Origin of the sequence: Variovorax sp. M-6, from assembly GCF_052114385.1 — a bacterium.
GTDB lineage: Bacteria > Pseudomonadota > Gammaproteobacteria > Burkholderiales > Burkholderiaceae_C > Variovorax.
Genome location: NZ_JBFREQ010000014.1, coordinates 20,804 through 43,645, shown reverse-complemented (window position 1 = coordinate 43,645; position 22,842 = coordinate 20,804). Strand labels below are relative to the sequence as shown.

24 protein-coding genes and 2 tRNA genes are annotated in these 22,842 nt (G+C 66.1%); 13 read left to right on the top strand and 13 right to left on the bottom strand.

What is annotated here, in order from left to right; translation table 11 throughout:
- The first annotated feature begins 6 nt into the window (after positions 1-6).
- From AB4Z46_RS17120 to AB4Z46_RS17100, 5 genes are all read left to right on the top strand, one after another.
- Entirely contained in the window at positions 7-762 is a 756-nt protein-coding gene (locus tag AB4Z46_RS17120) for a cytochrome c1 (RefSeq protein WP_442284710.1), read from the top strand.
- A 91-nt stretch (positions 763-853) separates the two neighbouring features.
- Positions 854-1,465, top strand: a complete 612-nt coding sequence (locus AB4Z46_RS17115) for a glutathione S-transferase N-terminal domain-containing protein (protein ID WP_442284709.1) — start codon at positions 854-856, stop codon at positions 1,463-1,465.
- A gap of 19 nt (positions 1,466-1,484) precedes the next feature.
- Positions 1,485-2,060 (top strand): ClpXP protease specificity-enhancing factor, encoded by a 576-nt coding sequence (locus tag AB4Z46_RS17110; protein WP_442284708.1) that lies wholly within the window; start codon positions 1,485-1,487, stop codon positions 2,058-2,060.
- A 44-nt stretch (positions 2,061-2,104) separates the two neighbouring features.
- Positions 2,105-2,180: transfer RNA gene (locus tag AB4Z46_RS17105), tRNA-Thr, on the top strand.
- 36 nt (positions 2,181-2,216) lie between these two features.
- On the top strand, positions 2,217-2,897 hold the full coding sequence (locus tag AB4Z46_RS17100; protein ID WP_442284707.1) for a PepSY-associated TM helix domain-containing protein: 681 nt from the start codon (positions 2,217-2,219) through the stop codon (positions 2,895-2,897).
- A 15-nt stretch (positions 2,898-2,912) separates the two neighbouring features.
- Here the strand turns inward: AB4Z46_RS17100 and AB4Z46_RS17095 are convergent, their stop codons facing one another.
- On the bottom strand, positions 2,913-3,218 hold the full coding sequence (locus AB4Z46_RS17095; protein WP_442284706.1) for a hypothetical protein: 306 nt from the start codon (positions 3,216-3,218) through the stop codon (positions 2,913-2,915).
- A gap of 179 nt (positions 3,219-3,397) precedes the next feature.
- On the opposite strand from AB4Z46_RS17095, the gene secA reads away from it, so the two are divergent.
- From secA to AB4Z46_RS17075, 4 genes are read left to right on the top strand one after another with little or no spacing between them, the layout of a single operon-like run.
- Entirely contained in the window at positions 3,398-6,175 is a 2,778-nt protein-coding gene (gene secA, locus AB4Z46_RS17090; RefSeq protein ID WP_442284705.1) for a preprotein translocase subunit SecA, read from the top strand.
- Positions 6,176-6,197: 22 nt separating this feature from the next.
- Positions 6,198-7,427 carry a bifunctional glutamate N-acetyltransferase/amino-acid acetyltransferase ArgJ gene (gene argJ, locus AB4Z46_RS17085; RefSeq protein ID WP_442284704.1) on the top strand — a complete coding sequence of 410 codons (1,230 nt, stop codon included), beginning with the start codon at positions 6,198-6,200 and terminating at the stop codon, positions 7,425-7,427.
- A complete protein-coding gene (locus AB4Z46_RS17080) occupies positions 7,424-8,293 on the top strand; it encodes an ATP-binding protein (protein WP_442284703.1) in 870 nt (289 codons plus the stop codon). The genes argJ and AB4Z46_RS17080 overlap by 4 nt, the downstream gene beginning before the upstream one ends.
- Positions 8,294-8,300: 7 nt before the next feature.
- Complete coding sequence (locus AB4Z46_RS17075; RefSeq protein ID WP_442284702.1) at positions 8,301-8,729, top strand: NUDIX domain-containing protein; 429 nt, start codon at positions 8,301-8,303, stop codon at positions 8,727-8,729.
- Positions 8,730-8,731: 2 nt separating this feature from the next.
- Here the strand turns inward: AB4Z46_RS17075 and AB4Z46_RS17070 are convergent, their stop codons facing one another.
- The 10 genes from AB4Z46_RS17070 to AB4Z46_RS17025 form a co-directional block, all read right to left on the bottom strand.
- On the bottom strand, positions 8,732-8,941 hold the full coding sequence (locus AB4Z46_RS17070; RefSeq protein ID WP_442284701.1) for a DNA gyrase inhibitor YacG: 210 nt from the start codon (positions 8,939-8,941) through the stop codon (positions 8,732-8,734).
- Positions 8,938-9,693 carry a cell division protein ZapD gene (gene zapD, locus AB4Z46_RS17065; protein ID WP_442284700.1) on the bottom strand — a complete coding sequence of 252 codons (756 nt, stop codon included), beginning with the start codon at positions 9,691-9,693 and terminating at the stop codon, positions 8,938-8,940. Before zapD ends, AB4Z46_RS17070 begins: the two co-directional genes overlap by 4 nt.
- Before the next feature lie 31 nt (positions 9,694-9,724).
- A complete protein-coding gene (locus AB4Z46_RS17060) occupies positions 9,725-10,738 on the bottom strand; it encodes a hypothetical protein (protein WP_442284699.1) in 1,014 nt (337 codons plus the stop codon).
- A gap of 89 nt (positions 10,739-10,827) precedes the next feature.
- A complete protein-coding gene (locus AB4Z46_RS17055) occupies positions 10,828-12,321 on the bottom strand; it encodes an MBOAT family O-acyltransferase (protein WP_442284698.1) in 1,494 nt (497 codons plus the stop codon).
- Between the two features lie 79 nt (positions 12,322-12,400).
- A complete protein-coding gene (coaE, locus tag AB4Z46_RS17050; RefSeq protein WP_442284697.1) occupies positions 12,401-13,003 on the bottom strand; it encodes a dephospho-CoA kinase in 603 nt (200 codons plus the stop codon).
- Positions 13,004-13,011: 8 nt separating this feature from the next.
- Positions 13,012-13,968, bottom strand: coding sequence for a prepilin peptidase (locus AB4Z46_RS17045; protein ID WP_442284696.1), 957 nt, complete (start codon positions 13,966-13,968; stop codon positions 13,012-13,014).
- On the bottom strand, positions 13,968-15,191 hold the full coding sequence (locus tag AB4Z46_RS17040) for a type II secretion system F family protein (protein WP_442284695.1): 1,224 nt from the start codon (positions 15,189-15,191) through the stop codon (positions 13,968-13,970). Before AB4Z46_RS17040 ends, AB4Z46_RS17045 begins: the two co-directional genes overlap by 1 nt.
- A 42-nt stretch (positions 15,192-15,233) precedes the next feature.
- Entirely contained in the window at positions 15,234-16,967 is a 1,734-nt protein-coding gene (gene pilB, locus AB4Z46_RS17035; RefSeq protein ID WP_442284694.1) for a type IV-A pilus assembly ATPase PilB, read from the bottom strand.
- 457 nt (positions 16,968-17,424) lie between these two features.
- Positions 17,425-17,501, bottom strand: a tRNA-Pro gene (locus tag AB4Z46_RS17030).
- Positions 17,502-17,554: 53 nt separating this feature from the next.
- A complete protein-coding gene (locus AB4Z46_RS17025; RefSeq protein ID WP_442284693.1) occupies positions 17,555-18,547 on the bottom strand; it encodes a polyprenyl synthetase family protein in 993 nt (330 codons plus the stop codon).
- Between the two features lie 197 nt (positions 18,548-18,744).
- Here AB4Z46_RS17025 and rplU point away from each other — a divergent pair, with 197 nt between their 5' ends.
- The 4 genes from rplU to proB all read left to right on the top strand — a co-directional run bounded on the left by rplU (position 18,745) and on the right by proB (position 21,604).
- Positions 18,745-19,056 (top strand): 50S ribosomal protein L21, encoded by a 312-nt coding sequence (gene rplU / locus AB4Z46_RS17020; protein WP_286369298.1) that lies wholly within the window; start codon positions 18,745-18,747, stop codon positions 19,054-19,056.
- Between the two features lie 12 nt (positions 19,057-19,068).
- Positions 19,069-19,326, top strand: coding sequence for a 50S ribosomal protein L27 (rpmA, locus tag AB4Z46_RS17015; RefSeq protein ID WP_158722371.1), 258 nt, complete (start codon positions 19,069-19,071; stop codon positions 19,324-19,326).
- A 74-nt stretch (positions 19,327-19,400) separates the two neighbouring features.
- Positions 19,401-20,468 carry an Obg family GTPase CgtA gene (gene cgtA, locus AB4Z46_RS17010; protein ID WP_442284692.1) on the top strand — a complete coding sequence of 356 codons (1,068 nt, stop codon included), beginning with the start codon at positions 19,401-19,403 and terminating at the stop codon, positions 20,466-20,468.
- Positions 20,465-21,604, top strand: coding sequence for a glutamate 5-kinase (gene proB, locus AB4Z46_RS17005; RefSeq protein ID WP_442284691.1), 1,140 nt, complete (start codon positions 20,465-20,467; stop codon positions 21,602-21,604). The genes cgtA and proB overlap by 4 nt, the downstream gene beginning before the upstream one ends.
- A gap of 22 nt (positions 21,605-21,626) precedes the next feature.
- On the opposite strand, the gene AB4Z46_RS17000 is transcribed toward proB, so the two are convergent.
- Positions 21,627-22,124: a CNP1-like family protein gene (locus tag AB4Z46_RS17000; RefSeq protein WP_442284690.1), complete on the bottom strand. Its 498-nt coding sequence runs from the start codon at positions 22,122-22,124 to the stop codon at positions 21,627-21,629.
- On the bottom strand, positions 22,111-22,767 hold the full coding sequence (locus tag AB4Z46_RS16995) for an RNA pyrophosphohydrolase (protein WP_442284818.1): 657 nt from the start codon (positions 22,765-22,767) through the stop codon (positions 22,111-22,113). The genes AB4Z46_RS17000 and AB4Z46_RS16995 overlap by 14 nt, the downstream gene beginning before the upstream one ends.
- Positions 22,768-22,842: the final 75 nt, after the last annotated feature.

Sequence of the window (22,842 nt, the reverse complement as noted above, 5' to 3'; positions counted from 1 at the left end):
ACAAGAATGAAGAAACTGATCCTCACGTTGATCGCGGCGCTCGGCATCGTCACGGGCGCGCAAGCTGCCGAAGGCGGCATCGCCTGGGACAAGGCGCCCAACCGCACCACCGACCTGGCCTCGCTGCAGAACGGCGCCAAGCTGTTCGTCAACTACTGCCTCAATTGCCACTCGGCGGCGTTCATGCGCTTCAACCGGCTGCAGGACCTCGGCATCACCGACCAGCAGATCAAGGACAACCTCCTGTTCACGACCGACAAGATCGGCGAGACCATGAAGGTCAACATGGATCCGCACCAGGCCAAGGAATGGTTCGGCACGGTTCCGCCCGACCTGACCCTGGTGGCGCGCTCGCGTGCCGGCCATGGCGGCACCGGTGCCGACTACCTCTACACCTACCTGCGCACTTTCTATCGCGACGACACCAAGGCCACCGGCTGGAACAACCTGGCGTTCCCGGCCGTGGCGATGCCGCACGTGATGTGGGAACTGCAGGGCGAGCGCCGCCCGGTCTTCGAGAAAGTCGAAGCCAACGGCCATGAAACCGAAGTGTTCAAGGGCTGGGAGCAAGTGAGCCCCGGCGCCATGACGCCGATGCAGTTCGACCAGGCCATGGGCGACCTCGTGAACTATCTGCAGTGGATGGCCGAGCCGGCGCAGAACACCCGCATCCGCGTCGGCGTCTGGGTGCTGCTGTTCCTGCTCATGGCGGTGGTCTTCACGTGGCGGTTGAATGCCTCGTACTGGAAAGACGTCAAGTAATTCCACGCCGATCGGTCGCCTCGTGCGTCCGGTCCCGCAGAGTGGGTTGCGAACGCGACCCACTCTTTTTGATTTTTAGGAGTCTTTCGCCATGATGGTCCTGTATTCGGGAACGACCTGCCCCTTTTCCCATCGCTGCCGCTTCGTGCTGTTCGAGAAAGGCATGGATTTCGAGATTCGCGACGTCGACCTCTACAACAAGCCTGAAGACATCAATGTGATGAACCCGTACGGGCAGGTGCCGATCCTGGTCGAGCGCGACCTGATCCTGTACGAGTCGAACATCATCAACGAGTACATCGACGAGYGCTTCCCGCATCCGCAGCTGATGCCCGGCGATCCGGTCGACCGTGCGCGCGTGCGCTTGTTCCTGCTCAACTTCGAGAAGGAATTGTTCGTGCATGTCTCCACGCTCGAGAACCGCACGACCAAGGGCAACGAGAAGGCGATCGAAAAGGCGCGCGCGCACATCCGCGATCGCCTGACGCAGCTGGCGCCCGTGTTCCTCAAGAACAAGTACATGCTGGGCGACAACTTCTCGATGCTCGACGTCGCGATCGCACCGCTGCTGTGGCGTCTCGACTACTACGGCATCGACCTCAGCAAGAACGCCGCGCCGCTCCTGAAGTACGCCGAGCGCATCTTCTCGCGTCCGGCCTACATCGAGGCGCTGACGCCGTCCGAAAAGGTCATGCGCAAGTAATGCGCTGGCGCCGCCGCTCATGATCAACGCGCTCGAGTCGTCCTCCACCCGCCCGTACCTGATCCGGGCGCTGTACGAATGGTGCACCGACAACGGCTTCACGCCGTATGTCGCGGTGCAGGTCGACGACACGGTCCAGGTGCCGCGCGAGTACGTCAAGAACGGCGAGATCGTGCTGAACATCAGCTTCGACGCCACCAGCTCGCTCAAGCTCGGCAACGACTTCATCGAGTTCAAGGCCCGTTTCGCAGGCACGGCGCGCGAGATCAGCGTCCCCGTCGGGCGCGTGATCGCGATCTATGCGCGCGAGAACGGGCAGGGCATGGCTTTCCCGGCGCCAGCGCCGGCGCGGGCTGACGGCAGCGCCGCTCCGGCCCCCACGGCCCCCACGGCCCCGTCGGCCGCGGCCTCGACCCGGACGCCGCTGCGCGATGCGTCGCGCGGCACCGAGGGCGACGCCGGCAAGGTGGTGCATCTCGTGTCCGGCGAGGGGGAGGACCCGGTCGAACCGAACAGCACGCCGACCAACCCCGAGGAGCCACCGCGGCCGCCCGCCGGTGGTGGCGCGCGGCCGTCGCTCAAGCGGATCAAGTGAGCATCGCGGCCGGGCCTGCCCGGGGCCGCTAAAATCCGAATCCCGCCGCTTTAGCTCAGTTGGTAGAGCAACCGCCTTGTAAGCGGTAGGTCGTCAGTTCGATTCCGACAAGCGGCACCACTTTTTTCGAACTCAGCGCGCCAGCACGCTGAACGCATGGCCTCCTCACTGAACGCCTCCGCCGCCGCCGACACGCGCGGCCGCGCGCTGCAACGCCGCGCGACCGTCATTCAATGGATCCGCAAGACCCATGGCTGGTTCGGCCTCTGGGGTGCGATCCTCGGGCTGATCTTCGGCACCGCCGGCATCTGGCTCAACCACCGTGCCGTGCTGAAGCTGCCGATGGCGCAGCAGCGCATCAACGCCCAACTGGCGCTCCCCGATCCGGCGCCTGCCAGTGCGCAGGACATGGCGGTCTGGCTGCAGGGTGCGCTCGAGCAGAAGGGCCCGCCGAACTCGATGCGCACCGAGCCCGCCCGGGCGGTCGCCTGGAGCGAAAATGGCCATGCCGACCCGCTGATGCAGCCCGAGCGCTGGGTATTCAACTTCGGCGGGCCCGACGCCGTCGTGCAGGCCGACTACTGGCGCGGCAACCGCTCGGTCGGGGTCACGACCACCCGCAACGGCTTCGTCGCGACGCTGGCCAACATGCACAAGGGTACGGGCATGCCGGTGGCGTGGATCCTGCTGGTCGACACACTGGCGGGCAGCCTGATTTTCCTGTCGATCTCGGGCGTGGCGTTGTGGATGCTGACCCACCGGCGACGCAGCGTGGGTCTGGCCATCTTCGGAACGTCGGTGGCGCTCACGCTGGGCTTGGCGATCGCGCAGCTCTGAAGGCCAAGGGCGCATTCAGCGCCGCGACTGCACCTTGATCCGGATGGTCGCGACCTCCCAGCCCCGCGACTTGAGCCGGGACTGCAGCATTGGCGCCAACTGGCGCAGCTTGGCGGCCGCGGCGCTGCCGTAGACCAGCATGCACCAGACGTCGCCCTCGGCCGGCCCGGCCTGGATGCCGGGACGCATCTCCGGCGGGATCAGATCCTGCACCGCGGCCAGCCGGTCGCCGGCATCGCGGGCCCGCGCGGCCAGGCTCGCGAGGGTGGGAGAACCCTCGGCGGCCTCGAGCAGGGTGATGGCGTGATGGCGGCGATTCATGGGCAATGGACAATGGTCGGGAAGGTCGGGGCAAGGCGGCTAAAATGAGCGGTTTGCCGGCAATCCTGCGGGCCGGTCCGCTTGTCTTTTGGCAAAGCGCGCCCAAGTTCGTTCTCCGTCTATCTTAGGGACTTCGGTCGAGGCGCCCGCATCCGGCGAGTGTGCATCGATCTCCATTCATGGCCACCAACTTCCTGACCCAAATTTTCGGCAGTCGCAACGACCGGCTCCTGAAGCAGTATCGCAAGACGGTCGAACGCATCAACGCGCTGGAACCGTCCTTCGAGAAGCTCGACGACGAGGCGCTGCGCGCCAAGACGCAGGAGTTCAAGGACCGCGTCGCCAAGGGCGAATCGCTCGACGACCTGCTGCCCGAGGCTTTCGCCACGGTGCGCGAAGCGTCGAAGCGGATCATGAAGATGCGCCATTTCGACGTCCAGCTGCTGGGCGGGATGGCGCTGCACAACGGCAAGATCTCCGAAATGCGCACCGGCGAGGGCAAGACCCTGACGGCCACGCTGCCGGTGTACCTCAATGCGCTCACGGGCAAGGGCGTGCACGTGGTCACGGTCAACGACTACCTCGCCAGCCGCGACGCCAAGTGGATGGGCCGCCTCTACAACTACCTCGGGCTGTCGGTCGGCATCAACCTGCCGCAAATGCCGCGCGAGGAGAAGCAGCAGGCCTACGGCAGCGACATCACCTACGGCACCAACAACGAGTACGGCTTCGACTACCTGCGCGACAACATGGTCTACGAGCCGGGCGATCGGGTCCAGCGCGGGCTGAACTACGCGATCGTCGACGAGGTGGACTCGATCCTGATCGACGAGGCGCGCACCCCGCTGATCATCAGCGGCCAGGCCGAGGACCACACCGAGCTCTACCTGGCGATCAACAAGGTCGTGCCGCTGCTGGTCAAGCAGGAAGGCGAGGCCGATCCGCGCACCGGCGAAGGCGTGACCAAGCCCGGCGACTTCACGGTCGACGAGAAGACCCACCAGGTGTTCCTGACCGAGGACGGCCACGAGAAGGCCGAGCAGGTGCTGTCCGAGTTCAAGCTGCTGCCCGAGGGCGCTTCGCTCTACGACCCGGCCAACATCACGCTGATGCACCACCTGAATGCGGCGCTGCGGGCGCGGCATCTCTACCACCGCGACCAGCACTACGTGGTGCAGCAGGGCGAGGTGGTGATCGTCGACGAATTCACCGGCCGCCTGATGACCGGCCGCCGCTGGAGCGATGGCCTGCACCAGGCCGTGGAAGCCAAGGAAGGCGTCGAGATCCAGGCCGAGAACCAGACCCTGGCCTCGATCACCTTCCAGAACTACTTCCGGCTCTACGCCAAGCTCGCCGGCATGACCGGCACGGCCGACACTGAGGCCTACGAATTCCAGGAGATCTACGGTCTGGAGACCATGATCATTCCGCCGAACCGGCAGAGCCGGCGCGAGGACCAGCTGGACCGCGTCTACAAGACCACGCGCGAGAAATACGACGCCGCGATCCAGGACATCCGCGAGTGCTACGAGCGCGGCCAGCCGGTACTGGTCGGCACCTCGTCGATCGAGAACTCCGAGATCATCGACGGCCTGCTCGAGAAGGCCGGCCTGCCGCACCAGGTGCTGAATGCCAAGCAGCATGCGCGCGAAGCCGAGATCGTGGCCCAGGCGGGCCGCACCAAGATGATCACGATCGCGACCAACATGGCGGGCCGCGGGACCGACATCGTGCTCGGCGGCAACGTCGAGAAGGCGATCGAGGCGGTGGAAGCCGACGAATCCATCGACGCCGCCGCCAAGGCCGAAGAAGTCGCACGGCTGCGCGCCGAGTGGGACAAGGACCACGAGTTCGTGAAGTCGCTCGGCGGCCTGCGCATCATCGCCACCGAGCGCCACGAGTCGCGCCGGATCGACAACCAGCTGCGCGGCCGCTCGGGCCGCCAGGGCGACCCGGGGTCCTCGCGCTTCTACCTGAGCCTGGACGACCCGCTGATGCGCATCTTCGCGGGCGACCGCGTGAAGGCCATCATGGACCGCCTCAAGATGCCCGACGGCGAGGCGATCGAGGCCGGCATCGTGACCCGCAGCATCGAGAGCGCGCAGCGCAAGGTCGAGGCGCGCAACTTCGACGTGCGCAAGCAGTTGCTCGAGTACGACGACGTCTCGAACGACCAGCGCAAGGTGATCTACCAGCAGCGCAACGACATCCTCGACGCCACCGACATGAGCGCGCAGATCGAGGCGCTGCGCGAAGGCTGTTTCACCGACCTGGTGCGTCAGTACGTGCCGGCCGAATCGGTCGAGGAACAATGGCAGCTGGCCGGCCTCGAGAAGACGCTGGCCGATGAGTGGGGCCTGCAGATCCCGCTGCAAAAGGAAGTCGAAGCCGCGACCGCGATCGGCGACGAGGACGTGGTCGAGAAGGTGGTCGCCGCCGGCAACGAGGCATTCAGCGCCAAGGTCGCGCTGATCGGCCAGGAGAACTTCACGCAGTTCGAGCGCATGGTGCTGTTGCAGAGCATCGACACCCATTGGCGCGAGCATCTGGCTTCGCTGGACTACCTGCGCCAGGGCATCCACCTGCGCGGCTATGCGCAGAAACAGCCCAAGCAGGAATACAAGCGCGAGGCCTTCGAGCTCTTCGGCCAGTTGCTCGACTCGGTCAAGAACGAGGTCACGCGCCAGCTCATGACGGTGCGCGTGCAGTCCGGCGAACAGCTCGAGGAAGCTGCCGAGGCGATGGAGAGCCGCGGCGAGAACCTCGCCAACATCACCTATACGGCGCCGACCGAGACCGGCGAGGTCGAGGTCCGGGTCGACGAGGAAAGCCTGCGCCGCCAGGCGGCCGCCGGCCTGAGTGCCGGTGCCGCAGCCTTCGCGCGCGTGGGCCGCAACGATCCGTGTCCGTGCGGCAGCGGCAAGAAGTTCAAGCAGTGCCACGGCAAGCTCACCTGACAGCAACGACCAGGATTTCCTCATGCCAGTGAATCTCTCCGCTCCCGACCCTGCCGCGCTGCATGCGGTGCCCGGCGTGCGCATCGGCGTGGCCGAAGCGGGCGTGCGCAAGGCCAACCGCAAGGACCTCACGGTGGTGCTGATCGACGAAGGCGCCGCGGTCGGCGGCGTGTTCACGCAGAACCGCTTCTGCGCCGCGCCGGTCCAGGTCTGCCGCGAGAATTTGGCCAAGGATTTCGGCATTCGCGCGATGCTGATCAACACCGGCAACGCGAATGCCGGCACCGGCGAGGACGGCCTGGCGCGCACGCGGGCGACCTGCATCGCGCTCGCGCGCCACCTGAATCTCGCGCCCGAGCAGATCCTGCCTTTCTCGACCGGCGTGATCATGGAGCCGCTGCCGATCGACCGCATCGAAGCCGGCCTGCCGGCCGCCCTCGCGGATGCCGCGCCCGGCCATTGGGCGCGCGCGGCCGAAGGCATCATGACCACCGACACGGTGCCCAAGGCCTTCAGCCAGCAGGTACAGATCGGCGGCGCGAACGTCACGATCACCGGCATCAGCAAGGGCGCCGGCATGATCCGGCCGAACATGGCGACCATGCTCGGCTTCATGGCCACCGATGCGAAGATCGACCCGTCGCTGATCCAGCCGCTGGCCAAGGCGCTGGCCGATGCCTCCTTCAATCGCGTGACGATCGATGGCGACACCTCGACCAACGATTCCTTCGTCGTGATCGCGACGCAGAAGGCGGCGCACGCCACCATCAGCTCGCTCGAATCCGCCGAAGGCCGCGCCCTGGTGGAAGCGATGCAGAACGTCGCGCGCCAGCTGGCCCAGGCCATCGTGCGCGACGGCGAAGGCGCGACCAAGTTCATCACGATCCGGGTCGAGGGCGGCAAGGATGCGGCCGAGTGCCGGCAGGTCGCCTATGCGGTCGCCCATTCGCCGCTGGTCAAGACCGCCTTCTATGCCAGCGACCCGAACCTGGGCCGCATCCTGGCGGCCGTCGGCTATGCCGGCATCGCCGACCTCGAGCAGACCGGGATCGACCTCTATCTCGACGACGTGCATGTGGCGATCAAGGGCGGACGCAACCCGAGCTACCGCGAGGAAGACGGCCAGCGCGTGATGAAGCAGAGCGAGATCACGGTGCGCATCGCGCTGGGCCGCGGCAGCGCCGCCGACACGGTCTGGACCTGCGACCTGAGCCACGACTACGTCACCATCAACGCCGACTACCGGTCATGAACGAGAAGTTCGAACGCCTCCTGGAACGCGCCGAACAACTCATCGGCCGCATCGAATCGATCCTCCCGCAGCCGCTTTCGGCACCCGCCGACTGGAATGCCTCGATCGCCTGGCGCTACCGCCGCCGCAGCTCGGGCCACGGCACGCTCGAGCCGGTGCGCCACGTGGCGGCGATGTCGCTCGACGCGCTGAAGGAAATCGACGTCCAGAAGGAAAAGATCGAGCGCAACACGCGCCAGTTCGTCGAGGGCAAGCCGGCCAACAACGTGCTGCTGACCGGTGCCCGCGGCACCGGCAAGTCGTCCCTGATTCGCGCCTGCCTGCAGGCCTACGCGCCGCAGGGACTGCGCCTGATCGAGGTCGACAAGGCCGAGTTGACCGACCTGCCCGACATCGTCGAGGTGGTTTCGGGTCGTCCCGAGAAGTTCATCGTCTTCAGCGACGACCTGAGCTTCGACGAGGGCGAGCCGGGCTACAAGGCGCTCAAGTCGATCCTCGACGGCTCGATCGCCGCGTCGACGCCCAACGTGCTGATCTATGCGACCAGCAACCGGCGCCACCTGCTGCCCGAGTACATGAAGGACAACCTCAGCTACACCCACACGGAAGACGGCGAAGTGCATCCGGGCGAGGTGATCGAGGAAAAGATCTCGCTGTCGGAGCGCTTCGGCCTCTGGGTCAGCTTCTATCCGTTCAGCCAGAACGAGTATCTGGCGATCGTCGCCCAGTGGCTCTCCTCTTTCGGCGTCGATGCCAAGGCGGTCGAGGCCGCTCGGCCGGAGGCGCTGGTGTGGGCGCTCGAGCGCGGCTCGCGCAGCGGTCGCGTGGCCTACCAGTTCGCGCGCGACTACGCCGGGCGCGCCTGAGGTGGCCATGACGGGTTCGCGCAAGCACACCGAGGTCGCGGTCGGCATCCTGATCCGCGAGGACGACGCGCTGCTGCTGTCGACCCGGCCCGAGGGCAAGCCCTATGCCGGCTACTGGGAATTCCCGGGCGGCAAGCTCGAAGCCGGCGAGACCGTCGAACAGGCCCTGCGCCGCGAGTTGCACGAGGAGCTCGGCATCACGATCGGCGGCGCAGAGGTCTGGAAGGTGACCGAGCACGACTACCCGCACGCGCTGGTGCGGCTGCACTGGTGCAAGGTCACGCGATGGGCGGGCGAGTTCGAGATGCGCGAGGGTCAGGCGATGTGCTGGCAGCAACTGCCGCTGGATGTCGCACCGGTGCTGCCGGGCGCGCTCCCGGTGCTGGGCTGGCTGGCCGAGGAGCGCGGCCTGGCCTTCGAGCCGCCTGCGGCCTAGGCCTACTGCCGCTTGGGATCGCCGAACGGATCGTCGTCCGGCGGCGCATCGGCGGGCATCCTGAACTCCTCGCTGGCCCAGGCGCCGAGATCGATGCCCTTGCAGCGCGCGCTGCAGAACGGCCGGTAGGGGTTGCTGGCCGCGTAGACACTGTCCTGCCCGCACGCCGGGCACCTGACGATCCGCTCGCCGAGGGCATTCACGACACTCATGCGCAGAGGGTGAGTTCGAAAGGCGCGTCGTCCGTGCTCTGGTGCAACCGGTCGTCGGCCTCGTGCCGCATCAGGCGCACCGACACCATCAACCGGTTGCCGCTGATTTCGGGAATGAGCCCGAGCTTTGGATCGATGCGCAGGCGCAGCAACTGGAAGCTGCGTCCCTGCGGCAAGGTTTGCTGGAACTGGCCGTGGGCCGCGATCACCTTGTAGGGCACGTCGGCGTCGCGCAGCAGCTTGAGCAGCAGATAGATCGATTCGGCCAGCGGCGCGAGCGTGGACGACCAGCGTTCGAGGTCGGCGCGGCGCTCGGTGGCGCGGCGGTTCTGCCAGGTGTAGTAGGCCGGCAGGTCGAATTCGCAGGTGCCGCCCGGGATGCCGGCGCGGCTGCGGATGCTCATGAGCCACTCGTTCTCGGTCAGGGCCTGGCCGGCCTTGCCCGGCACCGTGTTGAGGGTCGCGAAGTTGCTCTCGAGCTTGCCCACCACCTGGTCCAGCACCGACTCGGCGATCGCGGGATTGCCGCGGTAGCTGTTGAAGACGTTCTTGTGCTTGTCCAGATCGCGCAGCACATCGGCCTTGAGGTCGGCGCGGGCGGCCACGTCCATGATCTCGAAGATCGTGACGAGCGCGTAGTGATGCAGCAGCGGCGAGTCGGCCGGCACCAGTTCACCAAGACGGCGAAACAGGTGTTCCAGCCGCAGGTAGGTCCGGATGCGCTCGTTGAAGGGGTACTCGTAGAGGATCACGCGTGGTGGCTTCCGGTTGCAGATGATAGCGTCAAGAGGCCTTCGAGGGCGCAACAGGCAGGATCTTGCGAACCGCCTCGAGCATGCGCTGGCCGACGACCAGCTGTCCGTGCATCGACAGGTGCGTGTCGTTGGGGAAATAGTAGTCGAGTACCGTCTTCTTCTTCTCTTGCGAGAGGCTGAACAGGTCGGGGCCGAGCCCGGCCTCGTCGAAGGCAGTCACGAAATCTTTCGAATGTTCCGGCTTGACATACACCGTGGTCTTGTTGGGAATCACCATCCAGAGGATCGAGCGCGGGCGCTGGGACTCGCCGAAGGCGCGCATCTGGGCGGCATGCTGCACGGTGAGTTCGCCGTTCTCGTCGTCGGCCGGCCAGAACGGGGCCCGGTCGCACAGCCGGCTGCTGAACATCGAGCAGCCGTCGGCCACCGGACGCACCAGGATGCGCTTGTTGGACAGGAAGTCGCCGTCGGCCTTGCGTGCTCTTTCGGTGTTGCGATAGATGTTGAGGCCCGACGTCAGCTTGCCGTCCCAGTTGATCGCGGGCGCCGGCACATGGTCGAGCGGGGCGAAGAAGGGCTTGAGGCCGGCCGAAAAGGGCTTCTGCATCTTGGCGCATTTCTGCGTGTTGGCGAGCCGATCGGCCAGCAGGCGCTCGACGCTTTCGACGATCACGAGCTTGCCGCGGAAGCCGGCCTGGTCGAGCCAGGCGTTCAGGTCGCTGCACAGCGCTTCGTCGATCTGGCCCCAGAAGATCGTCGTGACCCGATAGCCGGCGCGCGTGAGTTCGGACTGCCAGCGGTTGGACATCGAGAAGCTGTCGCCGATGACCAGGACGTCGGCCTGCGCGACCGGGGAGGCCTGCAGGTATTCGGTCGGCACCTGAGGCGGCTCGATGGTCCAGCCGAAGGCGTTTTCGGACAGCAGGCCGATGCGGGTCATGTCGCCGTAGAAGGGCGGGGTCTTGAGCGTCACGATCAGCAGCCCGCAGATGAGGGCGAAGCCGGCCAGAAAGATCCGCAGCCAGAGTTTTGCGGGGGTCATGTCAGTGTCTGCCCCGGCCGCCCGAAGGGCACTGAGTGCCCCCTCGGGGGCAGCGATACGCGAAGCGATGAGCGTGGGGGCATTTCGTTTCAGAATTGGAAGTACAGGAAGGGGCTGTAGGAGCCCAGCTTCGACACGCAAACGCCCAGCAGGATGACCGTGAACACGGCCATTGCTGCGGTGAAGACCCAGGCCAGGCGAGGACGCCCGGCCAGTGTCTGGGCCTGCGGGACCCAGCGCTGCAGCGAGATGGTCGGCGGCAGTGCGAGGCAGATGATGAAACCCACCAGCATGGTCTGGAAGAACTCGGGCTTGCGGTAGGGGATCGAGCCGAACTCGCTGAAGATCGACTGCGTCATGCCGTTCATCCCCAGCATGCCCTTGTAGATCGCGGTCGCGGCCGTCATGCTCTCGGCGCGGAACACCACCCAGGCGATCATCACGCAGACGAAGGTCAGCAGCCAGCCCAGCACGCGCGCGATCAGGCCCGGCTTGGCATGGCGCCGCACCTTGGCGTTCCAGAGATGGTTGACCATCAGGAAGAAGCCGTGCAGTGCGCCCCAGATGACGAAGGTCCAGGCGGCGCCGTGCCACAGGCCGCCGAGCAGCATGGTCAGGAACAGGTTCAGGTAGCGTCGCGCCGGCCCCTTGCGGTTGCCGCCCAGGGGCACGTAGAGGTAGTCGCGCAGGAAGGTCGACAGCGAGATGTGCCAGCGGCGCCAGAACTCGATGATGCTGGTCGACTTGTAGGGCGAGTTGAAGTTGAGCGGCAACTGCACCCCCAGGCACAGCGACAGGCCCACGGCCATGTCCGAGTAGCCCGAGAAGTCGAAGTAGATCTGCAGCGTGTAGGCCATGACGCCGAACCAGGCGCTCACGGTCGTCGGTTGCACGCCGTTGTGGACGCCCGTGAACATCAGGTCCGCGTACTGTCCCATCGGGTCCCCGATCAGCAGCTTCTTGGCCAGGCCGAAGACGAAGATCGCGAGCCCGAGCGAGATCTTGTCGAAGTCCACGCGGTAGGTCGCCGGATTGGCGAACTGCGGCATCATCTGCGCGTGGTGCAGCACCGGCCCCGCGATCAGGTGCGGGAAGTAGGTGACGAACAGCACGTAGTGCACGAAGCTGCGCTCGTGCACCTTGTCCTGCCAGCAGTCGACCAGGAAGGCGATCTGCGTGAAGGTGTAGAACGAGATGCCGATCGGCAGCGCCACGTGCAGCAGCGGCAGCGGCGCGATGCCGGCCGCCGCCAGGCCGTCGTTCACGTTGCCGACGAAGAAGTTCGCGTACTTGAAGGTGGCGAGCACGCCCAGATTGACCACCAGCGAGAACACCAGCATGCGCTTTCGCGCGACGTCGGTACGGCCGGGAGCCCGTGTCAGGCGCAGTCCGGCCCAGTAGTTGAAGCAGATCGAGCCCACCAACAGCGGCAGCGCCTGGATGCTCCACCAACCGTAGAAGAACAGCGATGCGAGCGCGAGAAAGCCGGCTGCCGCCCGCGTGCTTCGCTTGCCGATCAGGAAGAACCCGAAAAGAACGATCGGGAAATAGAAAAAGATGAACGCGTACGAATTGAAAAGCATCTTTGGGGGGAGAGCTGTGCCGCAGGGCGTTCCCGCGCCGCATTCTTGTTATCTGGCGCACGCGCCGGCGGACCGGAGATTATCGCGTGTCCGCGTCGGTCCACCGTTCCCAAAGACTCCGGACTTCGAGGGAGAGTTCCGCGAGCGTGAGCTTCTCGTTGAAGATCAGCGCGTCGGCGGCCGCGCGTCGCAGGCCGCGTTCGGCCTGCTGGGCGATCACTGACCGGACCGCGTCGGGCGTCCAGCCGGAGCGTGCCACCACCCGTTCGAGCTGTGTGGCCTCGGAGGCATCGACCACCAGCACGCGGTCGACGTTGGTGCGCCAGCGTCCCGATTCCACCAGCAGCGGGACGTCGAAGACGATGGTCTGGCCGGCTTCCGCGGTGGCCGCCTGTCGTTCGCACTCGGCGCCGATCAGCGGGTGCAGGATGGCTTCGAGCCGCCGTTTCGCCGCCGGATCGGCGAACACCAGTTCCCGCATGCGGGCCCGGTCCAGGCCGCCGTCGGCCGCGATCACCGAGGCGCCGAATTCCAATTGCAGCGCCGGCATGGCCGCTCCATGCGGCTGGGCGATGGCGCGCGCGATCGCATCGGTGTCGATCAGTTTCGCGCCGAGCCCGACCAGCATCGACGCGACGGTGCTCTTGCCGCTGCCGATGCCGCCGGTGAGGCCGATGCGCATGGCTGGCCTCAGGGGCGGAAGGGGAACGCGAACGGCAGCCAGGCCATGACCTGCGCCGGCCCCGCCACCAGGCAGACCAGGCCGGCACCCGCGAGGAAGGGGCCGAAGGAGATGGGCACGTCCTTGTGCGCGAGCTTGCCCGCCACCAGCAGCATGCCGCCGACCACCGCGCCGACGAGCGAGGACACGAGCACCACGGCCAGCAGGAACTCCGCGCCGAACCATGCCCCCAGCGCGGCGAGCAGCTTGAAGTCGCCGTAGCCCATGCCTTCCTTGCCGGTGATCCGCAGGTAGAGCTGGTAGATCAGCCACAGGCTCAGGTAGCCGGCCACCGCACCCCAGACGGCGGAGGCGAGCGGGACCCCGGTCCAGCCCAGGGCCGAGCCGATCAGGCCCAGCCAGAGCAGCAGGTAGTTGTAGTCGTCCGGCAGGTACTGCGTGTCCAGATCTATCAGGAACTGGCATACGAGCAGCGCCGCGCAGGCGGCCCAGAGCGCACCGATCGGCGTGAGGCCGAAGCGCCATCCGCACAGCGCGAACAGCAGCCCGACCACTGCCTCGACGATCGGGTAGCGCGGGCTGATCCGGGCCTTGCAATCCCCGCAGCGTCCGCCCAGCGCCAGATAGCTCAGCAGCGGGATGTTGCGGTACCAGCGCACCGGCTGACCGCAGTGGCCGCAGCGCGACGCCGGACGCGCGAGGTCGAACGGCGCCAGCGCCTCGAGGACCGGCACAGCCTCGTCCGCCGCGGCCGTGAGCCGGGACTCCACCGCCGACGCGGGACCGAGCGCCCGGGTCCATAGGGAGCGGCCGTCGCCCTGGGTCATGAGATGGCCGACGGCGTCGAACAGCCAGTCGCGGTACATCATCACGGGCTTCCGATAGACGACCACATTGAGGAAGCTGCCGATCAAGAGCCCGAACACGCCGGCCAGCGCGGCGTCCACCCCCTGCGAAACGAGCATCAGACGACCTGGCCGAGCTTGAAGATGGGCAGGTACATCGAGACCACGATGCCGCCGATGATCACGCCCAGGAAGACGATGATGATCGGTTCCATCAGGCTCGAAAGGCCGGCCACCATGTCGTCGACCTCCGCCTCGTAGAAATCGGCGGCCTTGCCCAGCATGTGGTCGATCGAGCCGGACTCCTCGCCGATCGCAGTCATCTGCAGCACCATCGACGGAAACAGGTTGGCGTTGGTCATCGCGGTCGTCAGGCTGGTCCCGGTCGAGACTTCCTGCTGGATCCGGGTAGTTGCTTCCGCATAGACCGAGTTGCCCGAGGCGCCGCCGACCGAGTCGAGCGCTTCGACCAGCGGCACGCCGGCGGCGAACATCGTGGCCAGCGTGCGGGTCCAGCGCGCGACGCAGGACTTGTCGATCAGGGCACCGAAGATCGGCAGGCGCAGCAGCAGCCGGTCCATGACCTGCTGCACGCGCTCGTTGCGCTTCCAGGCCTGCAGGAAGAAATAGATGCCGCCGCCGATCACGCCGAAGATCAGCCACCAGTAGGAGACGAAGAACTCGCTGATCGCCATCACGATCAGCGTGGGCGCCGGCAGGTCGGCGCCGAAGGAGGAGAACACCTGCTTGAAGGCCGGGATCACGAAGATCATGATGATCGCCACCACCACGAAAGCCACCACCACGACCGAGGTCGGGTACATCAGGGCCGACTTGATCTTCGACTTGATCGCCTCGGTCTTCTCCATGTAGGTGGCCAGGCGGTCGAGCAGGTCCTCCAGGATACCGGCGGCCTCGCCGGCCTCGACCAGGTTGCAGTAGAGGCTGTCGAAGTACTTCGGGAACTTGCGGAACGCCGCCGACAGCGAGGTGCCGGTCTCGACGTCGCTGCGGATGTCGTTGAGCAGCTTGGCCACGCTCGAATTGGCATTGCCGCGGCCGACGATGTCGAAGGCCTGCAGCAGGGGCACGCCGGCCTTCATCATGGTGGCCAGCTGGCGCGTGAAGATCGCGATGTCCTTGGGCTTGATCGCCTTGCCCGAGCGCATGCGGCGCTTCTTGATCTTGGTGGTGAGAATGCCCTGGCGCCGCAGCGCCGCCTGCACCTGGTTCTCGCCGGCGGCGCGCACTTCGCCGCGCACCGTCTTGCCGCTGCGGTCCTTGCCTTCCCACTCGAAGATGAACTCCTTGAGCGTCCGGTTCGATGCTGCTGCCGTTGCCATGGGATATCCGCCTCTGCGTGCTGATGCGCGTGTTGCCGCGTGTTATTCGTTGGTGACTGCCAGCACTTCTTCGAGTGAAGTCAGTCCCTGCATGACTTTGCGCAGCCCCGACTGGCGCAGCGACCTGACGCCCTCGGCCTCGGACTGCTTCGCGATGTCGAGCGAGGTGCCGTCGCGAAGAATGATCTTCTGGATCTCTTCGGTGATCGGCATCACCTGGTAGATGCCCACGCGACCCTTGTAGCCGCCGTTGCAGGCCGAGCAGCCGACCGGGTGATAGGGCTTCCAGGTGCCGTCCAGGTCGGACTCGTCGAAGCCGGCATCGAGCAAGGCCTGCCGGGGCACGTCCGCCGGCGTGCGGCACACCGTGCACAGGCGGCGCGCCAGGCGCTGGGCCGTGATCAGGATCACGCTGGAGGCGATGTTGAAGGGCGCGATGCCCATGTTGCGCATCCGCGTGAGTGTGGTCGGGGCGTCGTTGGTGTGCAGCGTCGAGAGCACCAGGTGGCCCGTCTGCGCCGCCTTGATCGAGATGTCGGCGGTTTCGATGTCGCGGATTTCACCGACCATGATGATGTCGGGATCCTGCCGCAGGAAGGCCCTGAGCGCGGTGGCGAAAGTCAGGCCGGCCTTGTCGTTGACGTTGACCTGGTTCACGCCCGGCAAATTGATTTCGGACGGATCCTCGGCGGTCGCGATGTTCACGCCGGGCTTGTTGAGCAGGTTCAGGCAGGTGTAGAGCGACACGGTCTTGCCGGAGCCGGTCGGCCCGGTGACCAGCACCATGCCGTAGGGACGTCCGATCGCCGCGAGCAGGCGCTCCTTCTCGACGGCGTCGTAGCCGAGCGCATCGATGCCCATGCGGGCGCTGCTCGGGTCCAGGATCCGGATCACGATCTTTTCGCCGAACAGGGTGGGCAGGGTGCTGACCCGGAAATCGATCACGCGCTCGGGACCGATCTTGAGCTTCATCCGGCCGTCCTGCGGAATGCGCTTCTCGGAGATGTCGAGCCGGGAGATGACCTTGATGCGCGACGCCAGCTTGTCCTTGATGACCGTCGGCGGACTGGCGATCTCGCGCAGCTCGCCGTCGATGCGGAAGCGCACGCGGTAGTTGTGCTCGTAGGGCTCGAAGTGGATGTCCGAGGCGCGCATGCTGAAGGCGTCGAGCAGCATCTTGTGCAGGAAGCGCACGACCGGCGCGTCCTCGACTTCGGCCACCGCCGGGTCGTTGCTCTCGCTCGACGTATCGGCCGTCACCTCGTCGAACTCGAACTCGGCGCCGATGATGCTGTCGATGGTCTCGGAGGCGGACACCGCCGCCGCCTCGATCATGCGGGAGAGCTTGTCGTACTCGGCGATGACCCAGTCGACGCCCATCTGCGAGGCGAACTTGATCTTCTCGGCCGCCTGTTGATCGGAGGGGTCGGCGGTCGCGACGATGAGGCGGTTGTTGCGCTTGCTCAGCACCACGACCCGGTAGGCCTGGCACAGCTTGGGGTCGAGCAGGTCCTTGGGCAGGCGCTGCGAATCGATGGCGTCGAGGTCGAGCAGCGGCGCGCCGAAGGCGCTCGACAGCGTATGGGCCAGGTCGGCCGCCGAGACCGCGCCGGAGCCGGTCAGCTCGGCAATGAAGCTGGTACGGCCGCTGAGGGATTTCTGATAGATGTCCTCCGCGGTCTTGGCGGGGAGCTTTCCGGCCGAAACGAGGGCGCGCGCGAGTCCCGGCAGGGCGATCGGCGAGCTTTCTTTGACTAAGGGTTCGGCTGCGGCCATTCAACGAATGTAAGAAACGTGAAAATGTGCTTCACGATCATCGCTGATCGCCCAAGCGCTGTAAATCGCCGCGCGGCAACAGTTCCGCGAAGCATTTGGCAATTACAGCCCTGAAAGGCTGGTTGAGGTGAAAAGGATCCGAGCCCCCGGCCTGTGCGTCCCGAAGGCCCTAGGGGGGCGAAAGGAGCCTATCCAGTGGGCTTGTCCCGGAAGAATTCGAGCTGCAGGGTCGGCGAAGCGGTCTGGGGGCGGATTTTATAACGATGTGGGCGCCCCAAACGTTGGAAATGCGCCTCAAGTGTGCGGTCGCTATCTTTTCGGACGCTGCCGGCGCACGAAGCGGCTGAGTCGGTCGATCGCCCCAGCACGTTGGGCGACGGCGGCCTGTGCCGTACCGACTTTGGCGATGGCCAAGGCGGCCCGCCAATGCGAATCATCGACTTCCTCGGCGGAAATCTGGTCGGGGTGAGAGGATTCGAACCTCCGGCCTCTACGTCCCGAACGTAGCGCTCTACCAGGCTAAGCTACACCCCGATGGTGGTTGCAAGAAAAGAGAATCGTCCGTGGCACTCACTCTCGTGAGTTGATCAGGCGCGTCGCTCAAGCAACTGAGCCGCCAATTGTAGCAAAGCCGCGGAGTGCGAATTTGCAGAAAAACCACGAAGTGCGTCGATGGCGCGTTGCGCTTCGGCCGCCGCTGCGGCGCGCGTGGCCTCCAGGGCGCCGGTTTCGCGCACGATGGCGACGATTTGCGGCAGTTGGGTGGTGTCGCCAGCCTCGATGGCGGTGCGGATCAGCGCGCGCTGATCCGTCGTGCCGCGCTGCATCGCCAGGATCAACGGCAGCGTGGTCTTGCCTTCTCGCAGGTCGTCGCCGACGTTCTTGCCGGTTTCGTTGGCATCACCGGCGTAGTCGAGCACGTCATCGATGACCTGGAAGGCCGTGCCCAGCGCCTGCCCGTAAGCGGCGCAGGCTTCCTCGACCTCGGGCGCCACGCCGGCCAGCACGGCGGCCAGCCGGGTGCTGGCCTCGAACAGCTTGGCGGTCTTCGAGCGGATCACCTTCAGGTAGGCCTCTTCGTCGAGCGTGGCGTCGTGCATGTTCATCAACTGCAGCACTTCGCCCTCGGCGATCACGTTGGTGGCCTCCGCGAGGATCTGCATCACGCGCACGTCGTTGGCGTCCAGCATCATCTGGAACGCCCGCGAGTACAGGAAGTCGCCGACCAGCACGCTGGCGGGGTTTCCGAAGGATTCGTTGGCGGTGGGCCGGCCGCGGCGCAGCGTGGATTCGTCCACGACGTCGTCGTGCAGCAGCGTGGCCGTGTGGATGAACTCCACCACGGCGGCAAGATTGAAGCGCTGTTCGCCGCGATAGTCCAGGGCGCCCGCCATCAGCAGCAGCAGTGCCGGGCGCAGCCGCTTGCCGCCGGCGGAGATGATGTACTTGGAGACCTGGCTCACCAGCGGGACGCCGGTGTCGAGTCGGCGGGCGATCACGAGATCGACGCTGGCCATGTCTTCGGCGATCAGGCTGAGAACGGCGGCAGCGGGGGAGGTGTCGGCGGCGTGGACTGACAAAGGCGAGGGCGCTTGCGCGCTGCAGGAAATGCGACGATGGCGCTGGAGGCCGAAGCGGCCGGAAGCCCTCGATTATAGGGACGCCCGGACCGCCCTCAGTGCAGCAGGGGCGTGCCCAGTGGCGGCAAACGGCCGGAGTGCTATAATCATGGGCTCTGCGGAATTCGCCGTGGAGCCATCTTAATCAAGAGGTCAATATGTACGCGGTCATAAAAACCGGCGGCAAGCAGTATCGCGTTGCTTCCGGCGAAAAAATTAAAGTAGAACAGATTGCTGCGGACGTGGGCCAGGAAATCGTGATCGATCAAGTGCTCGCAGTCGGAACCGGCAGCGAAATCAAGGTCGGTACGCCCCTGGTGTCCGGCGCAACGGTGACAGTCACGGTACTGTCGCACGGCAAGCACGACAAGGTTCGCATCTTCAAGATGCGCCGTCGCAAGCACTATCAGAAACGTCAGGGCCATCGCCAGCAGTTCACCGAACTGCAAATCGGCGCGATCGCCGGCTAAGGAGCAGATTCCATGGCACAGAAAAAAGGCGGCGGCTCAACGCGAAACGGGCGCGATTCCAAGCCCAAGATGCTCGGCGTGAAGCGCTTCGGCGGCGAACTGATCAGCGCGGGCTCGATCATCGTGCGCCAGCGCGGTACCCAGTTCCATCCCGGCGTCAACGTCGGCATCGGCAAGGACCACACGCTGTTCGCCCTGGTCGAGGGCCATGTGTCCTTCGGCACCAAGGGTGCACTCAACAAGCACACGGTCAACGTGACGCCGGCGTAAGCCAGGTCACTTCGATCTGTTCGAAGCCCCGCTTTGCCGGGGCTTTTTCATTTTGTAGACTGATTGGACATCTCATGAAGTTCGTGGACGAAGCCTTCATCGACGTCGCCGCCGGCGACGGCGGCAACGGCTGCGTGTCGTTCCGCCATGAGAAGTACAAGGAATTCGGCGGCCCGAACGGCGGCGACGGCGGTCGCGGCGGCCACGTGTTCGCGGTTGCGGACTCGAACCTCAACACGCTGGTCGACTTCCGCTTCTCGCGCCGTCACGATGCCAAGCGCGGCCAGCACGGCATGGGCTCCGACATGTTCGGCGCCGCCGGCGACGACGTGACGCTCCGGATGCCGGTCGGCACCATCATCTCCGACGCCGAGACCGGCGAGGTGCTGTATGAGCTGCTGACGCCCGGCGAGGTGATCACGATCGCCAAGGGCGGCGACGGCGGCTTCGGCAACATGCGCTTCAAGAGTGCCATCAACCGCGCGCCGCGCCAGAAGACGCCCGGCTGGCCGGGCGAGAAGAAAAACCTCAAGCTCGAGCTCAAGGTGCTGGCCGACGTCGGCCTGCTCGGCATGCCGAACGCCGGCAAGTCGACCTTGATCAGTGCGATTTCCAATGCCCGCCCGCGCATTGCCGACTATCCGTTCACCACGCTGCATCCGAACCTCGGCGTGGTGCGCGTGGGTCCGGAGCAGAGCTTCGTGGTGGCCGACCTGCCGGGTCTGATCGAAGGGGCCTCCGAAGGCGCCGGCCTCGGCCATCTGTTCCTGCGCCACCTGCAGCGCACCCGGTTGCTGCTGCACGTGGTCGACCTGGCGCCCTTCGACGAGGGCGTGGACCCTGTCGCACAGGCCAAGGCGATCGCGGGCGAGCTCAAGAAGTACGACAAGTCGCTGTACGAGAAGCCGCGCTGGCTGGTGCTGAACAAGCTCGACATGGTGCCGGACGACGAGCGCGCGGCCCGGGTCAAGGATTTCGTCAAGCGGCTGCGTTTCAAGGGCCCGGTGTTCGAGATCTCGGCGCTCACGCGCGAGGGCTGCGAGCCGCTGGTGCAGGCGATCTACCAGCACGTCAAGGCGCAGCAGGTGGCCGAGCAGCCGCCGACCGAGATCGATCCGCGTTTTCCAGACATTCAACAATGAGTTCGACCCCAGGCTCCACCGTGTTGCGCGACGCGCGCCGCATCGTCGTCAAGGTGGGCTCCAGCCTCGTGACGAACGAGGGCCGCGGGCTCGACGAGAACGCCGTCGGCGAGTGGTGCCGGCAGCTCGCGACGCTGGTGCGCGAGGGCCGGGAGGTCGTGATGGTGTCGAGCGGCGCCATCGCCGAAGGCATGAAGCGGCTGGGCTGGCGCGTGCGACCGCGCGAGATCCATGAATTGCAGGCCGCTGCCGCAGTCGGTCAGATGGGGCTGGCGCAGGTCTACGAGACCCAGCTGCGCGCGAACGGCATCGGCAGCGCCCAGGTGCTGCTGACCCATGCCGACCTGGCCGACCGCGAACGCTATCTCAACGCACGTTCGACGCTGGTGACCCTGCTCGCGCTCGGCGTGGTGCCGGTCATCAACGAGAACGACACGGTGGTCAACGACGAGATCAAGTTCGGCGACAACGACACCCTGGGCGCGCTGGTCGCCAACCTGGTGGAAGCCGATGCGCTGGTGATCCTGACCGACCAGAAAGGCCTCTACAGCGCCGATCCCCGCAAGGACCCGGACGCCCGCTTCGTCGACGAGGCGGCGGCCGGCGATCCGGTGCTCGAGGCCATGGCCGGCGGCGCCGGCAGCAGCATCGGCCGCGGCGGCATGATCACCAAGATCCTGGCGGCCAAGCGTGCGGCCGGCTCCGGCGCGTCGACGGTGATCGCCTGGGGCCGCGAGCCCGACGCCCTGCTGCGCCTCACGCGCGGCGAAGCCATCGGAACGCTGCTCGTGGCGCAGACCGCCAAGCACCAGGCGCGCAAGCGCTGGATGGCCGATCACCTGCAACTGCGCGGCGCCGTCTCGGTGGATGCCGGCGCGGCGGCCAAGGTGCGCACCGAGGGCAAGAGCCTGCTGCCGATCGGCATGACCGGCGTCGAGGGCGAGTTCTCGCGCGGCGACGTGATCGCGATCCGTGACGAGCAGGGCGTCGAACTCGGGCGCGGCCTCGCCAACTATTCGAGCGCCGAAGCCCGGATGCTGTGCCGCAAGCCCTCGGCCGAGTTCGAGCGCCTGCTGGGCTATGCCGCGGAGCCCGAGATGGTCCACCGCGACAACATGGTGCTGCTGCAAGCCTGAGCGCCTGCGCGCGCAGCGGGTCCTATTCGACTTCGCGGATCGGGGCCTTCAGGAAGCGGACCATCTCGCCGACCGAGGCGCGCGGCGCACTGCCTCGGCACAGCCCCTGCCGTGCTAAGGCCTTGGTGTAGACCGAGTTGCGATCGTTCAGGCGTTTCCATTCGGGCGCCGGCGTGACGTCCCAGGTGCCGTTGGTGAAGCGCGCATAGGTCTTGTACTCGTCGGTGGCGCAGCGCAGGCCTTCGTAGAAGGCGTTGAAGCCGCCGCCCTCGCGATGGCTGGCGACCACCACGTAGCGCACCACGCCGTCGCCGGTCACCTTGATGGTCGACGGATCGATGCCGAACTTCAGGGTCATGTACTGCGGCATGTCGACCGGGATCAGCTTGTTGGGGTCGAAGGCCGGCGCCGGCGGCGCCTCGGTCTCCTTCCAGTCGGCGTCTCCGAACACCTGCGCCTGAGCCAGGCCGGCGGCGCCCAGCGCGCAGGCCAGCAGGATCGTGCGGCTAGCGCGGAACATGGGACGGATCGTTCGTCGGGAGAGGGTCGTTGGCAATGTGGGCATTCGGGTTGGGATCGAAGCTGGCGCCGGGCGGCAGCTCGAAAGTCGGTTCATGGCCCGCGCCGGGCGGATGGCGCTCGAATTCGCGGGCCCGCACATTGCTGCGCAGGAAGCGGTTGCGGAAATCCTGCCGAGGCAGGTAGCGGGCGAGTTCGGTCAGCGCCATCTCGTAGACGCCGCGCTTGAACTCGACCACGACGTCGAGCGGCACCCAGTAGTCGTGCCAGCGCCAGGCGTCGAACTCCGGGTGGTCGGTGGCGCGCAGGTTCAGATCCCAGTCGTGACCGGTCAGCTGAAGCAAATACCAGATCTGCTTCTGGCCCTTGTAATGGCCCCGTGCGTCACGGCGGATGAACCGATCCGGCACCTCGTAGCGCAACCAGTCACGGGTACGGGCGACGATTCGCACATGCTCCGGATGGAGACCGACTTCCTCATGCAGTTCCCGGAACATGGCCTGCTCGGGACTTTCGCCGCGATCGATGCCGCCTTGCGGAAACTGCCAGGAATGGGTGCGGATGCGTTTGCCCCAGAAAACCTGGTTTCTCTGGTTGAGCAGGATGATGCCGACGTTGGGCCTGAAGCCGTCCCGGTCGAGCATAATCAAACCCCAATTTTTTGAACTGAGTCGATTATGCATGCCGGGTTGCGCACGGCAAGCGACCGGTTCCAGGAC

Bases quoted from the DNA above. Each gene is read 5' to 3' on its own strand.
- AB4Z46_RS17070 (WP_442284701.1), bottom strand. From the start codon at position 8,941: ATGAGTGTCGTGAATGCCCTCGGCGAGCGGATCGTCAGGTGCCCGGCG.
- AB4Z46_RS17110 (WP_442284708.1), top strand. From the start codon at position 1,485: ATGATCAACGCGCTCGAGTCGTCCTCCACCCGCCCGTACCTGATCCGG.
- AB4Z46_RS16995 (WP_442284818.1), bottom strand. From the start codon at position 22,767: ATGCTCGACCGGGACGGCTTCAGGCCCAACGTCGGCATCATCCTGCTC.
- AB4Z46_RS17080 (WP_442284703.1), top strand. From the start codon at position 7,424: ATGAACGAGAAGTTCGAACGCCTCCTGGAACGCGCCGAACAACTCATC.
- AB4Z46_RS17100 (WP_442284707.1), top strand. From the start codon at position 2,217: ATGGCCTCCTCACTGAACGCCTCCGCCGCCGCCGACACGCGCGGCCGC.
- cgtA (WP_442284692.1), top strand. From the start codon at position 19,401: ATGAAGTTCGTGGACGAAGCCTTCATCGACGTCGCCGCCGGCGACGGC.
- secA (WP_442284705.1), top strand. From the start codon at position 3,398: ATGGCCACCAACTTCCTGACCCAAATTTTCGGCAGTCGCAACGACCGG.
- pilB (WP_442284694.1), bottom strand. From the start codon at position 16,967: ATGGCCGCAGCCGAACCCTTAGTCAAAGAAAGCTCGCCGATCGCCCTG.
- AB4Z46_RS17045 (WP_442284696.1), bottom strand. From the start codon at position 13,968: ATGCTCGTTTCGCAGGGGGTGGACGCCGCGCTGGCCGGCGTGTTCGGG.
- AB4Z46_RS17120 (WP_442284710.1), top strand. From the start codon at position 7: ATGAAGAAACTGATCCTCACGTTGATCGCGGCGCTCGGCATCGTCACG.
- AB4Z46_RS17095 (WP_442284706.1), bottom strand. From the start codon at position 3,218: ATGAATCGCCGCCATCACGCCATCACCCTGCTCGAGGCCGCCGAGGGT.
- argJ (WP_442284704.1), top strand. From the start codon at position 6,198: ATGCCAGTGAATCTCTCCGCTCCCGACCCTGCCGCGCTGCATGCGGTG.
- AB4Z46_RS17055 (WP_442284698.1), bottom strand. From the start codon at position 12,321: ATGCTTTTCAATTCGTACGCGTTCATCTTTTTCTATTTCCCGATCGTT.
- rplU (WP_286369298.1), top strand. From the start codon at position 18,745: ATGTACGCGGTCATAAAAACCGGCGGCAAGCAGTATCGCGTTGCTTCC.
- AB4Z46_RS17060 (WP_442284699.1), bottom strand. From the start codon at position 10,738: ATGACCCCCGCAAAACTCTGGCTGCGGATCTTTCTGGCCGGCTTCGCC.
- rpmA (WP_158722371.1), top strand. From the start codon at position 19,069: ATGGCACAGAAAAAAGGCGGCGGCTCAACGCGAAACGGGCGCGATTCC.
- AB4Z46_RS17000 (WP_442284690.1), bottom strand. From the start codon at position 22,124: ATGTTCCGCGCTAGCCGCACGATCCTGCTGGCCTGCGCGCTGGGCGCC.
- proB (WP_442284691.1), top strand. From the start codon at position 20,465: ATGAGTTCGACCCCAGGCTCCACCGTGTTGCGCGACGCGCGCCGCATC.
- AB4Z46_RS17040 (WP_442284695.1), bottom strand. From the start codon at position 15,191: ATGGCAACGGCAGCAGCATCGAACCGGACGCTCAAGGAGTTCATCTTC.
- AB4Z46_RS17075 (WP_442284702.1), top strand. From the start codon at position 8,301: ATGACGGGTTCGCGCAAGCACACCGAGGTCGCGGTCGGCATCCTGATC.
- coaE (WP_442284697.1), bottom strand. From the start codon at position 13,003: ATGCGCATCGGCCTCACCGGCGGCATCGGCAGCGGCAAGAGCACCGTC.